Raw genomic sequence first — 12,734 nt, 5'->3', positions numbered from 1 at the left:
GAAGGCCGGCGGATAATAGACCGGCCAGCCCGCCAGCTCGAACCACGGATTGCCAAGCTGGAGCTGGAAGCGGAGGCGGAACGCCGTCCATTGCGTCGCTGCCCACACCATCACCAGAACGATGGTGAAGACGACAGCGATTTGACCCCAAAGGATTCGGCCTCCGCGCAATGCAGGCTCCAGTCGGCAAAAGAAACGGAGCCGATCAGAGAGTAGGCAAAACCGGACAGGCAACAGGAAAGGGGGTGCGGGAGGGCTACCGGATACTATCGGCGGCAAATAGGACGGGTTGCGTTCACCGCCATCCGGCCGGGTGATCGCCGCTGCGCAACTGGCCGGGCGAATCGCCGCAACGCCTCATATTGTTTGCAAGGTTGAGCAGGTTTTTCAGGGTGGCGCTGCGATTGAACGGCGACCAGACGGCGGTGAACGCAACCGGCTCTGGCTCATCGGCGAAAGGCAGGAAGACGATGCCGGACGTGGGCAGCAGCGCCGTAGCTGCTCCGACGATGGTGATGCCGAAGCCCTGTCCGACCATGGACAGCAGCGCGCCACGCCCCACGTCGAAGCGCAGGATTGACGGCGCGGGCCAGCGCCCGGCATGGCGCAGCACGATATGGCTATGAACCTGCGGACCTGTGCCGCCATGCCGGACAAGAAACGTCTCGCCTGCCAGATCGGCCCATGTGACGGCCGACTGCCCGGCGAGTGGATGCCCATCCGGCAGCACGGCAACCAACTGTTCGGTCCAGATCGGGTGGGTGTGGCAGTCTGGCAGCTCGGGCGTGCCCGCGACAAACACCACGTCCAGCCGGTCGGCGCGAAGCTGCATCACCGCTTCGCGAGCTGTCCCTTCCGTCATCTCGACTTCAACGCCGGGATGGTCCTCGCGGTATTGGCCGATCAGCTTTGCGAGGAAGCTGTGCGGGATCAGGGCATGGATACCGATACGAAGCCGGCCGCTTTCTCCCGCTGCCGCCATGCCGGCGGTCTTCACTGCATGGTCCAGTTGATCGACGCCGGCCGCTATCCGCTCGACGAAGTGGTGTCCGGCCTCGGTCAGTCGGACGCCGCGCGCGTGACGCTCGAACAGAAGGATACCAAGGTCTTCTTCCAGCGCCTTCACGCGGGCGCTGACGCTGGATTGCGCCACGCCGAGCGCATTGGCGGCGTGGCGGAAGTTCAGATATTCGGCGACGGCGAGTGTCTGGATCAGCGATGCGAGGGGGATACGCGATCCGAGCGTGGTCGGCATACCCCATGGGCAACCATCCATCGGTGCTGATCGCCGCCGCATCGCTCAAATGCCACTACAGTGCTTTGTTCCACGCCGTAGCAGACGCAGGTGCTTGGCTCCCTTAGAATGACGCATTGGATTACCCCTCCTACTATGTTGCCTACTGCGCATAAGTGACTTGCATGATGGAAGTTACACCATTATGGATGTGTCATGCAACGAACAAGCTTTCTGTCATTCGAGTGTCCCGCAGCCCGAGCGCTGGAAAGCGTCGGTGACTGGTGGAGCATCCTGATCCTGCGAGACGCCTTCCAAGGGCTTAGCAAATTCGATGAATTCGAGAAGAATCTCGGTATTTCCGCGAACATTTTGGCGAGGCGATTGAAGCATCTCACGGCGGAAGGACTGTTTGAAAGGCAACGATACAATGATCATCCGCCTCGATTTGAATACGTCCTTACCGACAAGGGGCGAGATTTCTATCCGGTAGCAATCGCCCTGTTCGCATGGGGGAACCGGAACCTTGCGCCCAATGAAATAGCCATGCGCCTTGGTGACAAGAAAACCGGACAGGAGAGGACCGCCGTTATCATCGACGCGAATACAGGAGAAGCAATCACTCCCGAAAACACCGTTCTTCTGGCAGGCCCCGCCGCAACAGAGGAAACGATGCGCGTCATAAATCGCATGAAGCGAATAAGCTCAGAAAAAGAAACGGAATAATCCAATGCGCCGAATTGTTGTAACCGGCATGGGTTTAGTTGGCCCCCTTGGTTCTGGCACTGAAATAAGCTGGAAAAGACTCCTCGACGGGAAATCGGGAATCAGGAATTTGCCTGATGAAATCTCCAATGATCTACCGGTGAAAATCGGGGGAATCGTTCCCAGCCTGATTGAAGATTCCGAAGCCGGTTTTGATCCAGATTTAATCGTTGACACAAAGGATCAACGAAAAATGGATCGCTTCATTCTGTTTGCACTTGCGGCCGCGAAGGAGGCTCTTGAAACGGCAGGATGGCATCCCACGAGCGACTACGAACGTGAGCGCACGGCGACAATTATCGCCTCTGGTATAGGCGGGTTTCCTGCTATCGCTTCGGCAGTTCGCATAACGGATACACGGGGAGCACGGAGGCTCTCACCGTTTACCGTGCCGTCGTTTCTTGCCAACCTTGCAGCAGGACACGTTACCATCAGGCATGGATTTACAGGCCCAATTGGCACGCCTGTAACCGCCTGCGCTGCGAGCGTTCAGGCCATCGGAGACGCCGCGCGGCTGATACGCTCCAACGAAGCCGATATCGCTCTGTGCGGTGGAGCAGAAGCGTGCATTGACAAGGTTAGTCTCGGGGCATTTGCTGCCGCGCGAGCACTATCTACCGGCTACAATACTACACCTGAAATGGCGTCAAGGCCGTTCGACACCGAGCGCGATGGTTTCGTAATGTCCGAAGGGGCGGGTCTGATCGTCATAGAAGAATTGGAACATGCCCTTGCTCGGGGTGCCAAACCCATAGCCGAATTGGTAGGATACGGCACAAGCGCTGATGCACACCATGTGACTGCCGGTCCAGAGGACGGTCGAGGCGCGGCCCGTGCAATGAAAATCGCGCTACAAAGTGCCGGTTTGAAGCCCAACGATGTTCAACATCTGAACGCTCATTCAACCTCCACCCCCGTAGGGGATCGAGGAGAAATAGCCGCGATAAAATCCGTTTTTGGCGATCATGATGTAGCTGTAAGCGCCACGAAGTCAGCGACGGGGCACTTACTCGGTGCCGCTGGCGGCATTGAGGCGATCTTCACGATACTCGCCTTGCGGGATCAAATCGCTCCCCCAACGAGAAATTTGGAGAGCCCCGATCCTATTGCCGTAGGTATCGATCTGGTTCGCCAATCTGCACGGCCTGTTCTCATGGAACATGCCATTTCCAACGGATTCGGCTTTGGCGGCGTTAATGCAAGTGTCGCTTTCCGGCGATGGCAATAACAGTCCCGGACGGTGCTTCCGCGACCACTTCGGCTCACGCCCTCGCTATCCGTGGCAGTACTGAATTCGTGCAGACCTGCCGGCCCATGTCGTTGGCGAGACTGAGCAGGTTACGAAGCGCCGCGCTGCGGTTGGACGGCGACCAGACAGCCGAGAAGGCGACCGGCTCCGGCTCGTCGGCGAAGGGCAAGAAGACAATGCCGGTTGACGGCAACAGCGCCGTGGCCGCGCCGACGATGGTGATGCCGAAGCCCTGTCCGACCAAGGACAAAAGGGTGCCACGCCCCACGTCGAAGCGCAGGATCGACGGCGCAGGCCAGCGCTCGGCATGGCGTAGCATGATATGGCTATGAACCTGCGGTCCAGTGCCGCCATGCCGGACAAGGAACGTCTCGCCTGCCAGATCGGGCCATGTGACGGCTGACCGCTTGGCGAGCGGATGCCGTTCCGGTAGCACCGCCAAGAGCGGTTCGGTCCATGTGCGACGGGAATGGCAGTCGGGTGGTTGGGGCGTGCCCGCGACGAACGCCACGTCCAACCTGCCGGCGCGAAGCTGCACCACCGCTTCACGGACCGGGCCTTCGGCGATCTCGACTTCAACATCGGGGTGATCCTTGCGGTATTGGCCGATCAGCTTTGCGAGGAAGCTATGCGGAATCAGGGCATGGATACCGATACGAAGCCGGCCGCTTTCTCCGGCTGCCGCCATGCCGGCGGTTTTCACCGCATGGTCGAGTTGGTCAATACCTACGGCTATCCGCTCGACGAAATGGCGTCCGGCCTCGGTCAGCCGAACGCCGCGTGCATGACGCTCGAACAAGAGGATGCCGAGGTCTTCTTCCAGTGCCTTCACGCGGGCGCTGACGCTGGACTGTGCAACGCCGAGCGCATTGGCGGCGTGACGGAAGTTGAGATATTCGGCGACAGCGAGAGTGTGTACTAAGGTCATCATCGGCACTCGCCCCGAGAGGAGATGATGGCTCAACGGATTTAATCCGTCATTCCTCGTAAGTCTACGCATACCAATTCGCCATGACTCAATCACAATGAAGTTGCGAAAGGTCTGCGTAGTATTGGCAGACATATTAAATAGAGAATCGCGCCGACAATCCAAACCCAACCGTTCCATGCTCCTATGGTGGCAGAATAGAGTGCCGTGAAGCCAAGCGGTCCCGCGATAGAGCTTAGATTGGTGAGGCTTGTAAGCGTTCCCTGTAAAGCTCCTTGCTTGTTACTGCTGACATTGTTTGAGAGCATTGCCTGCAAGGCCGGCATGCCAACACCTCCGGCGGCAAGCAGCAACAAAATCGGGAACACCATCCATCCCTGCGTGGCAAAAGCCAGAAGAATGAAGCCAGTCGCATCCGCAGCCATGCCAAACAGTAGCGTGCGCCGTTCTCCAAGCCGGCTTGAAAGAGGGCCGGTAACAAACGCCTGAAAAATCGCGTGTGTTGCTCCAAACGCCGCGAGCGACAAGCCAACGGTCGTGGTGTTCCACTGAAAACGATCCTCGCCATATATGACCCATAGGGCCGCAGGGACCTGGCCGATCAGTTGAATAATGAAGAAAACTGCGAAAAGCGCAGCTAGCCCGCGCAATGTATCATCCAGCCGGAACAGAACGAATGGTTTGATGCGAACCGGCTTTCCGGTCCCGCCATGGCTGCGATGAGTCTCCTTGAGAAAAATGCAGGCAAGCAGGAACGCGAAGCCGTTGAGAAGGGCAGCGGCGATAAACGGAGTATGGGCAGAAATACCACCGAGCATACCACCAAGTGCTGGCCCGGCAATCATGCCTGCCCCATAACAGGCCCCCATGTAGCCGAACCAGCGTGCGCGAGAACCTTCCCCCGTCGAATCCGCAATGGTTGAGGCAGCTACAGCTCCGGTTGCGCCCGTGATGCCGGAGACGAGCCGGCCGATATAGAGCACCCATAAGACCGGCGCTGATGCCATAATCGTGTAATCGACTGCGGCCCCCGCAAGGGAAGCCAGAAGCACCGGACGCCGACCGTAAGCATCTGAAAATTGTCCAAGCACGGGCGCGAAGATGACCTGCATCAACGCATAGAGTGACAGCAAAGCACCATAGTGACCAGCGACCTGCTCCGCCGGCACAAGCTCGCGCAGAAGCGTCGGAAGGACCGGCATGATGAGGCCGAGTCCCATGGCGTCGAGACTGACGATCAGCAGGGCGATGATGGCAGAGCTGCGCACCTGAAACTCCAGCGCCGCTCAATGCGAGCGACTTTATCAATGATAAGGACATGGACATAGAACTTATCGGTGATAAATTGTCAAGCGTTGGCGAAGGAACGTGAATGACCAAACTGGACAAGGGCACCGTGATCGCAGCGGCGCTGGAGCTGCTGAACGAGGTTGGCATGGACAACCTGACGACGCGAAAGCTCGCTGAACGCCTCAAAGTTCAGCAGCCTGCGCTTTACTGGCATTTCCAGAACAAGCGCGCGCTGCTTGACGCACTGGCCGAGGCAATGCTGACGGAACGCCACACCCGCTCGCTACCCGAAGAGAACGAAGACTGGCGGCTATTCCTGAAAGAGAACGCCCAGAGTTTCAGAACGGCGTTGCTCTATTGTCGCGACGGGGCGCGCATCCATGCCGGCACTCGACCGACAGAACCGAATTTTGGCGCTGCCGAGACACAAATACGCTTTCTCTGCGCGGCGGGCTTTGGTCCGAAGCACGCTGTTTGGGCGCTCCGGGCGGTCAGTCACTATGTGGTCGGTTCCGTTCTCGAGCAGCAGGCATCTGATGCCGATGAGAGAGTTCCGGACAGGCCAGATGTGTCCGAGCAAGCACCGTCGTCCTTCCTGCACGATCTGTTTCACGAGTTGGAAACAGACGGCATGGATGCTGCGTTCAACTTCGGACTCGACAGCCTCATCGCTGGTTTCGAGCGGCTGCGTTCATCTACAACAGATTAGAGGCTTATGCCCCTTTGCCGCCCCAACTGCCACGACACCGATCCGCTTTGCACGATGCCGATGACCTCACGGCCGAGCTGGCGGTCGATGACCGGCCGCCACGGGACAAGGGAAATGAGCGGTATCTTGCCGGACAGGATACCGCCATTCACAAGGTTTCGATGATTATTGCGCCGCATCGGAGCGGGCTTGCTTCCAGTCGTCGGCTAGACGACTGGCGACTTCTCGGTGGCAGCATCACGGGATCGAAGGAGCGCCAGCCCCAACGACACCAGCACTGCCATTGCCGTGGCGTAACAAATCACGGGCCACGCTGTATCGCCGTTTAACAGCGTCACCGCCAATGTCCCGACGATACTGACTATCAGGCTTTGGATGCAGAAGTAGAACGCAACCGCTGATCCAGCGATGTCGTCGAACTGCGCAAGTGCGCCGTTGGCGGTAACGGACACCGTGAAGACAATGCCGACCGCGACAACCCACATCGGCAGGATGAAGCTGAAAAATGACGGCGATCCGAAAAGTTGGCCGATCCCCAACAGGATCGCGCCGGAAACGAGCAACGCCATCCCGCGCGCTACGCATCCCGCGATACCCCATTTGGCAACGAAGGACTTTGCGAAGCGGGTTGTCGTGACCATGACCAGCGCGACAGTCGCGAAGGCCAAGCTAAATCCGATCTCGGAATAGCCGGCTTGGCCTATGAGAACACGGGGGGCTGTCGAGAAGAAAACGAAGAATGTGCCCATGCCGGCACTAAATCCGACTGTGTAAACCCAAAAGGCCGGACTCGCGAAGATCGGCAAAACAGATCGTTGCGTTCTGGCCTGATCCAACGGTCGGGTTTCATGCCACCTGAAACTGGCGTTTAAGAGTGCGAGCGAAGCCAGTGCAGCCAGTGTGATGAAGATCGCCTGCCATCCCCAAAACTCGCCGATCAGCGCACCGGCTATAGGGCCGAGCGCAGGCACGAACGCCAGCATCGAACTGAAAAGGCCGTAGATGACGGCACCTTCGGGACGATTGGCATATACGTCGCGCACGGTCGCGAAGGTGGCCACCAGCATGGCCGATGCTCCAACTGCCTGAACCAGACGAAACGCAACAAAGGCTAATGCAGTTGAAGAACAAGCCGCTCCCAGAGACGCAGCAACGAAAGCCGTTGCGCCTACAAGCAGGATCGGCCGTCGCCCGACGCGATCGGAGAGTGGCCCAAAGATCACTTGGCCCACACCGAGCATCACCATGTAGAAGCTCAACGTGAGTTGGATTATGGATGGAGTCGTGTTCAGGACGCCCGGCATCGCCGGAACGACTGGAAGATAAATATCCATCGCCAGCGACGCGAGGATGTCGAAGGGAGCCATAAGCAGCAAGGCTGCCGGCAGCGTATAGGCCCACGCGGGGCGTGTGGTGGTCATGACGAATCAACCGCTCGATTAAGGATACCGGGCAGCGTCTGCTCGTCAGCAATCAGATGGGATTGGTCTTACAGAGCGCCGCAACAACAATTCTGATGTTGCGGCTTACTTGTCTGCTGACTTGGAATTTCCCATGCTGATGGCTCCACGATTACGAAATTGAATAGCAGCTCTTATCGAATTAGTTGTTGCGTTGCAATGCGGTATCGTTGACTCCTATAGCCCCAACCCCCGCTGCCGCCCTACCTGCCACGACACCGAACCGCCCTGCATGATACCCGCGACCTCGCGGCCGAGCTGGCGGTCGATGATCGGCCGCCACGGGACAAGGGTGAACTCGTGGCTCTTTTCCACGATGGCGAACTTGCCGCTCGTTAGCTGGACAGTCCCGGTGAACTTGCCGCTGACACTCTCACCATCCTTGGCGGCGCGGAACGGCAGCGCCTTGCCCTCGGCCATCTCCGCACCGGCGCGCGCAACTTCCCGCTCGCGCAGGGTGGCGAGAAGATTGCGCCGGTAGAAGATGCGGCCGTCCCTGTTGCGCGTGGCGTCGCGCTGTTCGATATGATGCTCGCGGCGCTGGTCCATGGCTTCGCGGACCTGTTGCCCGAAGCCGGTCGGCGCAAGGTCGGCCGTTTCGCCATGGACCAATCGCCGGTCCAGCCATGTCGCGCCGTCCGAACGTATCTGCCTTTGCAGATCAACCGGGGAAAGCACGCGAACGCTGGCCTGCCGGTCGCGGCCGGCATCGTAATCAGCCGCGCGGCTGACCAGATCATCTGGGATGCGCCATTGGTCGGCGTCGATGCGCTCGACGATGCCGGCCCGGCGCAGCGCCTCCAGCCGCCGGACATGGGCATCGATATAGCCCTCATAGTCGCCGCCGGGAACGCGGCCCTCGAATTTCGCCTGCTCCAGATGACGGCTCGGCCGATAGATGCCGTCCTCGGCGATGGCGGTGATGGTGCGGTCGGACGGTCGGGCTGCCGCCTCGGCCGGGCCGATCTGGACGACGCTGCCGATGCGGGCGTCCTCCAGCCGCTCGGGCGCGATGCCGGCAATGTGGTGTGTGCGGCCGTCGATCCCGTCCACCACGATTGTCAGGTTCTCGCCCAGCTCGTCGGACAGGTGCTTGTCCACGACGCGGCCGACGATGGGCGTCTCGGGCGCTCCGTCATGGATTTGGAAGCTCATGGGATCGCGTTCGCCGCCCTGCGGCCCAAGCGCCTTGTGCATGGTGCGGATAATGTCGCCCCGCTCGCCCAACTCGCGCAAGACCGGTTCCATGTCCTTGCTCAATTCCCAAACACCGGGCGCGTGCTCGGTCGCCAGCCCCATCTTCTCCAGCTTGGCGAGCCTGCGCAGGCGTAGCGTTCGCTCGAACTGCCGCCTCGGCGCTGCCGGCTCGTGGCGCAGGTCGACGAAACGGGCATCGGCTTCCTCGGCCATGGCGCGATCGATGCGGGCGAAACGGTCCTGGTCGATTTCGGCGGACAGCTTGCGGGTCTGCTCAATCTCGGTAACGGGGCCGAGTTCCAGACTGGCAAGCTCGCTGGCGCGCTCGCGCAGGCCGTTGGCGAGATAGTCGCCGTTGATGACTAGATCCCCGCCCGTATCATCGCGGCCGTTGACGATGACATGCACATGGGGATGGCCGGTGTTGTAGTGATTGACGGCAACCCAATCCAGCTTCGTGCCGAGGTCGCCTTCCACCTGTTTCATGAAATCGCGGGTGTAGGCCGTGAGGTCCGACAGCTCCGCGCCATCCTCGGGCGAGACGATGAATCTGAACTGATGGCGGTCATCCTGACCACGATCAAGGAAGGCGTCGCCATCGGCGCGGTCTTCATGCGCCGAATAGAGCTGGCCGCGTTCGCCGTCGCGCGAGGTTCCGTCACGCTGGACATAGCGCAGATGCGCGCGGGCACGGCCGCCCTTCCATGCGGCCCGGACGCTGCGCTGCTTGACGATCACGCGGCGGCTGCCCGGCTGGCGATGATGCCAGTTGCCGGATATGTTCCGGGCGCGCACGAAGCTCGCGCCCCGGCCGCGCTTCACGCCCTTGCCGCTGGCGGCCATGGCGCGAGACCGCCCCGGCGATGACGGGCGCGCGGATGACGGCATGGAAGGATCGCGTGAGGCTGCCGCCTGATGCTGGCGGGTGATCTTCCTGACCTGCGTGAAAAAGCTCTTGGTCTTGCCGGCCTTCGGCGTGTCGGATCGGATGCGGCCGGGCTTCGGACGGAAGCGGTTTTCGTCGTCGGCGCTCAAGGGCGCGACTCCAGCCCAAATCGCCGAAAAACGGCCGATCTGCGCCTATGGTGCCGCTCGAAACCCTGCAAAGCCAAGGCTTTGCGCAAAATCGCGGCACGCGGCCCCTCAAAACCATGGTGCCGGAACCGACCACCTAACCAGTGTGCAGACAACAACAATTTCCAGAAGCGGCCCCATATGGTGCCGTCTTCTTTAATCTTGCCCTCCGCCCTTTCTGCCCTTTCTGCCCCTCCTGCAGGGAATCCTGCCGGGCGCAAACCTGCCCGACCGGATGCTGAAACCGGCGTCGCCGAGCACGGGAATGCCACCTTCATGGCGTTCCTCCGTCGCTCGCGCTCGCCACGAAAATGCTGCCGTCCTGTGGCTCCGCAATGGCGGGATCGCGCGCCGGAACGGCAGCGCGACCGTCGCCTGATTGCGCCTCGGACGGCGGCGCGGCGGCAGCCTGCGTGTCGGCCGGGCGCATGACGAACAGCGGTGCCTCGCGCCAATCAGGCGGCGGTGCCGGCTGTGGGGACCGCATATCCGATGGGGCTGCGCCGCCAAGGATCGGGGAGAGCGCGGTGACATAGGCGCGCGTCTCGGCGGGAAGCAGGCGGCCCGTCGCGCGGTGCTCGTCGTAGCGGCCGGGACCGGCATTGTAGGCCGCAAGCATCGCGCCGACATTGCCGTAGCGGTCGAACATCTCGCGCAGATAGGCCGTGCCTGCGAGGATGTTGTCGCGCGGGTCGTAGGGATCGCGTCCGAGGCCATGGCGGACGCGCAGGCCCGCCCATGTGTCGGGCATCACCTGCATCAATCCCATCGCGCCGGCCGACGAAACCGCCCGCACATCGCCCGCGCTTTCGGCGCGCAGCACGGCGCGAATCCAGTGCTCGGGGATGCCGAACCGCTGCGACGCCTCGGCAATGTGCGCCGCATAAGGATGGACTGCGGCCGGGCGCTCGACAGGCGCGGATTGCGCGACCGCGACGCCCGATCCGGCGCAGACGGAAAGCGCCCCCGCCAGCAACAGAACGGCATAATGCCATGCCGGCCTGTCTCCGCTTTGCCGCCAGCCTGCCAGCGTGCTCGCTGCGGTCAAGGGCAAGGCGCAAGCGCCGGCCGATGGCCGCCCCTGACCTTTGCTGCGCGCGCCGGCCGTCTGGTCGCCGAGCGGGACGAAGGGATGAGACGGCTTTTCCGCGAACAAAGGGATGCCGATCTTTGACCGGATGGCGGGCCGGACGCGCGCGGCCGTCATTCCTCATCCTCGATCTTCCGGGCGTGCTTCCAACGCAGGGTCCAGACCGAAGGGTCGTCGTTGGACTGGAACAGTTTGGCGCGGATCGGGAACGGAAAGATCGGTCCCTCCAATCGCATCGACACGAACTCGCCAGCGTTCTCACTGGAGTCTTTCCATGCGGGGCCTGCGTCCGGCCCGTCCTCGCTGTCGAGGCGCAGGCGATAATCGGGCGCGTTTTTCACGTCGCTGGGCTTGGCCGGGACGATGAACAGCTTTTCGTGGAGGCCGAACGAATGAAGCTCTCCCGCATAGCCGGTTTCGGTGCGGGTGAAGGTGCCTATTTCTGCCATGGGAAATCTCCTGCGGTTGGTTCTCGGGGGGGGTCAGTGCGTCGGCGCGCGCCACTCGTAGCGGCCGACGCCTTCCTCATCGGTCCAGAGCGGAACCGCTCGGCCGATGACGGAATCTGCGGGGATGGGTCCGAAATAACGGCCGTCGAGGCTGTCGCGGACTTCCCAATTCATGAGGAAAAGCTGGTCGCCGCCGATGACGCGGCAGCCCTGCCAGACGGGCAGATCGCGGCCGAGGCTGTCGCGCTCCAGCGCCTCGCCCATCTCGATCCCGTCAACCGTGATCGTGCGGCCGGCTCGGCAAACCCGCTGTCCGGGCAGGCCCAAGACGCGCTTCAAGAGCGGGACGCCTCGCGCGATATAGCCGCGCTCGACCATGAAGCTGGCGAGCGGTTCGGGCGGCATGATGGCGACCAGCTCGGGCACGTCAATCCGGTCTGCCGGCTCGACGGTGTAGAACCCGACTGGCGCGCTGGCGGTGGCGTTCCATATGAGTTTCGTCGGCGTCTTGACCGCGCTTGCGGCGGCGATGCCGATCACCGCCAGCGCCGTCACCGTAAGGGTGCGGCGGCGCGTCATGGCTCGATCCTTCGACGGTGAAGCCAAGCGGCATGTCGCTCGGGCGTGTAGGCGTGCGGTTCCAGATTGGCGGTCAAACGGTTGTGGACGTGCCGCCAGTGATCCGGCGAGGCGTCGGCCGGATCGAGGCCGAGCGCATCCACGGCGTCGATAGCTACAAGCGCACGCTGCACCTTGGGCCAGCCGTCGAGGCGCAACAGGATTTCGCCACCGGGGCGCACGAAGGGCAATGTCTGGAACGGCTCGCCGCGCCCGATGGCGCGCACAATATCGATGCGCGAAACGACAGTGCCGTGCTCGCCAGATGCCCAACGGACGAAGGCGAAGACGCTGCCCGGCGCGAAGCCGACGACGCTGCGGCGGCGGTCGATGATATGCTCGTAGCTCTTGCGGCCGAAGCGTATCCAGTGCTCGACCTTGCGTTTCTCGAAGGTCAGCTCGACCAATGTGGTGAAGGGCGCAGGCCCGTCCGGCAGCGGACGGCCGTGCGCGCTGCGGTGGGCGCGACGGGTCATTGTTCGTCTCCGGGGATGTGCTGGGGGCTGCGCGGGCACAGCGCGTCGAGCGCGGCCGTCATGGCTCGCCCCTTCGAGCAGAACCGGCACCACGCTTCGCCTGCGCGCGCGTCAAAGAAAAAGAGTTAGCTGGGGTAACTGTTTCTGTTCTCGTCGCGTGTGGAGTAAGCGCCTCTTGCCATACCGTGAACGGTG

The 12,734-nt window shown here is 61.7% G+C and carries 12 protein-coding genes and 2 pseudogenes; 3 read left to right on the top strand and 11 right to left on the bottom strand.

From position 1 onward, the window contains the following. Nucleotides 1-295: 295 nt before the first annotated feature. The gene (locus KYK29_RS22140; protein WP_035302746.1) at nt 296-1,255 is read right to left on the bottom strand and encodes a LysR family transcriptional regulator; all 960 of its coding nucleotides are present in this window, start codon (nt 1,253-1,255) and stop codon (nt 296-298) included. A gap of 195 nt (nt 1,256-1,450) precedes the next feature. Between KYK29_RS22140 and KYK29_RS22135 the strand changes: the two genes are divergently transcribed. Both KYK29_RS22135 and fabF read left to right on the top strand, forming a co-directional pair. Then, nucleotides 1,451-1,960 (top strand): winged helix-turn-helix transcriptional regulator, encoded by a 510-nt coding sequence (locus tag KYK29_RS22135; RefSeq protein ID WP_042061242.1) that lies wholly within the window; start codon nt 1,451-1,453, stop codon nt 1,958-1,960. A 4-nt stretch (nt 1,961-1,964) separates the two neighbouring features. Beyond that, on the top strand, nt 1,965-3,227 hold the full coding sequence (gene fabF, locus KYK29_RS22130) for a beta-ketoacyl-ACP synthase II (RefSeq protein WP_081650885.1): 1,263 nt from the start codon (nt 1,965-1,967) through the stop codon (nt 3,225-3,227). Between the two features lie 34 nt (nt 3,228-3,261). Here the strand turns inward: fabF and KYK29_RS22125 are convergent, their stop codons facing one another. Both KYK29_RS22125 and tet(G) read right to left on the bottom strand, forming a co-directional pair. After that, nucleotides 3,262-4,179, bottom strand: coding sequence for a LysR family transcriptional regulator (locus KYK29_RS22125; protein ID WP_254693046.1), 918 nt, complete (start codon nt 4,177-4,179; stop codon nt 3,262-3,264). Nucleotides 4,180-4,268: 89 nt separating this feature from the next. Beyond that, nucleotides 4,269-5,444 carry a tetracycline efflux MFS transporter Tet(G) gene (gene tet(G) / locus KYK29_RS22120; RefSeq protein ID WP_208632936.1) on the bottom strand — a complete coding sequence of 392 codons (1,176 nt, stop codon included), beginning with the start codon at nt 5,442-5,444 and terminating at the stop codon, nt 4,269-4,271. Between the two features lie 104 nt (nt 5,445-5,548). Between tet(G) and tetR(G) the strand changes: the two genes are divergently transcribed. Next, complete coding sequence (gene tetR(G), locus KYK29_RS22115; RefSeq protein WP_254693044.1) at nt 5,549-6,175, top strand: tetracycline resistance transcriptional repressor TetR(G); 627 nt, start codon at nt 5,549-5,551, stop codon at nt 6,173-6,175. Here the strand turns inward: tetR(G) and KYK29_RS22110 are convergent. The 8 genes and pseudogenes from KYK29_RS22110 to KYK29_RS22080 form a co-directional block, all read right to left on the bottom strand. Beyond that, nucleotides 6,172-6,288: pseudogene (locus tag KYK29_RS22110) on the bottom strand (DUF3363 domain-containing protein); the annotation flags it as partial. The gene tetR(G) and the pseudogene KYK29_RS22110 overlap by 4 nt on opposite strands. A 93-nt stretch (nt 6,289-6,381) precedes the next feature. Further along, nucleotides 6,382-7,596: a chloramphenicol/florfenicol efflux MFS transporter FloR gene (gene floR, locus KYK29_RS22105; protein ID WP_033945809.1), complete on the bottom strand. Its 1,215-nt coding sequence runs from the start codon at nt 7,594-7,596 to the stop codon at nt 6,382-6,384. Nucleotides 7,597-7,812: 216 nt separating this feature from the next. Next, nucleotides 7,813-9,045 (bottom strand): DUF3363 domain-containing protein, encoded by a 1,233-nt coding sequence (locus KYK29_RS22100; protein WP_437437289.1) that lies wholly within the window; start codon nt 9,043-9,045, stop codon nt 7,813-7,815. 168 nt (nt 9,046-9,213) lie between these two features. Continuing rightward, nucleotides 9,214-9,675: pseudogene (locus KYK29_RS22665) on the bottom strand (relaxase/mobilization nuclease domain-containing protein); the annotation flags it as partial. A 505-nt stretch (nt 9,676-10,180) separates the two neighbouring features. Continuing rightward, nucleotides 10,181-11,113: a lytic transglycosylase domain-containing protein gene (locus KYK29_RS22095; protein ID WP_254693043.1), complete on the bottom strand. Its 933-nt coding sequence runs from the start codon at nt 11,111-11,113 to the stop codon at nt 10,181-10,183. Beyond that, a complete protein-coding gene (locus KYK29_RS22090) occupies nt 11,110-11,445 on the bottom strand; it encodes a DUF736 domain-containing protein (RefSeq protein ID WP_145396306.1) in 336 nt (111 codons plus the stop codon). The genes KYK29_RS22095 and KYK29_RS22090 overlap by 4 nt, the downstream gene beginning before the upstream one ends. Before the next feature lie 33 nt (nt 11,446-11,478). Continuing rightward, entirely contained in the window at nt 11,479-12,024 is a 546-nt protein-coding gene (locus KYK29_RS22085; protein WP_145396305.1) for a S26 family signal peptidase, read from the bottom strand. Next, nucleotides 12,021-12,539 carry a DUF2840 domain-containing protein gene (locus KYK29_RS22080; RefSeq protein ID WP_254693042.1) on the bottom strand — a complete coding sequence of 173 codons (519 nt, stop codon included), beginning with the start codon at nt 12,537-12,539 and terminating at the stop codon, nt 12,021-12,023. The genes KYK29_RS22085 and KYK29_RS22080 overlap by 4 nt, the downstream gene beginning before the upstream one ends. Nucleotides 12,540-12,734 lie beyond the last annotated feature (195 nt).

Source organism: Shinella daejeonensis (genome assembly GCF_024281235.1).
In the GTDB taxonomy this organism is placed as follows: Bacteria; Pseudomonadota; Alphaproteobacteria; order Rhizobiales; family Rhizobiaceae; genus Shinella; species Shinella daejeonensis.
Note: the sequence above shows the minus strand (reverse complement) of the source record. Positions and strands in the feature narration are given on the sequence as shown.

Coding starts and splice junctions, on each gene's coding strand:
- KYK29_RS22140 (WP_035302746.1), bottom strand. CDS start 1,255: ATGCCGACCACGCTCGGATCGCGTATCCCCCTCGCATCGCTGATCCAG.
- KYK29_RS22135 (WP_042061242.1), top strand. CDS start 1,451: ATGCAACGAACAAGCTTTCTGTCATTCGAGTGTCCCGCAGCCCGAGCG.
- fabF (WP_081650885.1), top strand. CDS start 1,965: ATGCGCCGAATTGTTGTAACCGGCATGGGTTTAGTTGGCCCCCTTGGT.
- KYK29_RS22125 (WP_254693046.1), bottom strand. CDS start 4,179: ATGATGACCTTAGTACACACTCTCGCTGTCGCCGAATATCTCAACTTC.
- floR (WP_033945809.1), bottom strand. CDS start 7,596: ATGACCACCACACGCCCCGCGTGGGCCTATACGCTGCCGGCAGCCTTG.
- KYK29_RS22100 (WP_437437289.1), bottom strand. CDS start 9,045: ATGGCCGAGGAAGCCGATGCCCGTTTCGTCGACCTGCGCCACGAGCCG.
- KYK29_RS22095 (WP_254693043.1), bottom strand. CDS start 11,113: ATGACGGCCGCGCGCGTCCGGCCCGCCATCCGGTCAAAGATCGGCATC.
- KYK29_RS22090 (WP_145396306.1), bottom strand. CDS start 11,445: ATGGCAGAAATAGGCACCTTCACCCGCACCGAAACCGGCTATGCGGGA.
- KYK29_RS22085 (WP_145396305.1), bottom strand. CDS start 12,024: ATGACGCGCCGCCGCACCCTTACGGTGACGGCGCTGGCGGTGATCGGC.
- KYK29_RS22080 (WP_254693042.1), bottom strand. CDS start 12,539: ATGACCCGTCGCGCCCACCGCAGCGCGCACGGCCGTCCGCTGCCGGAC.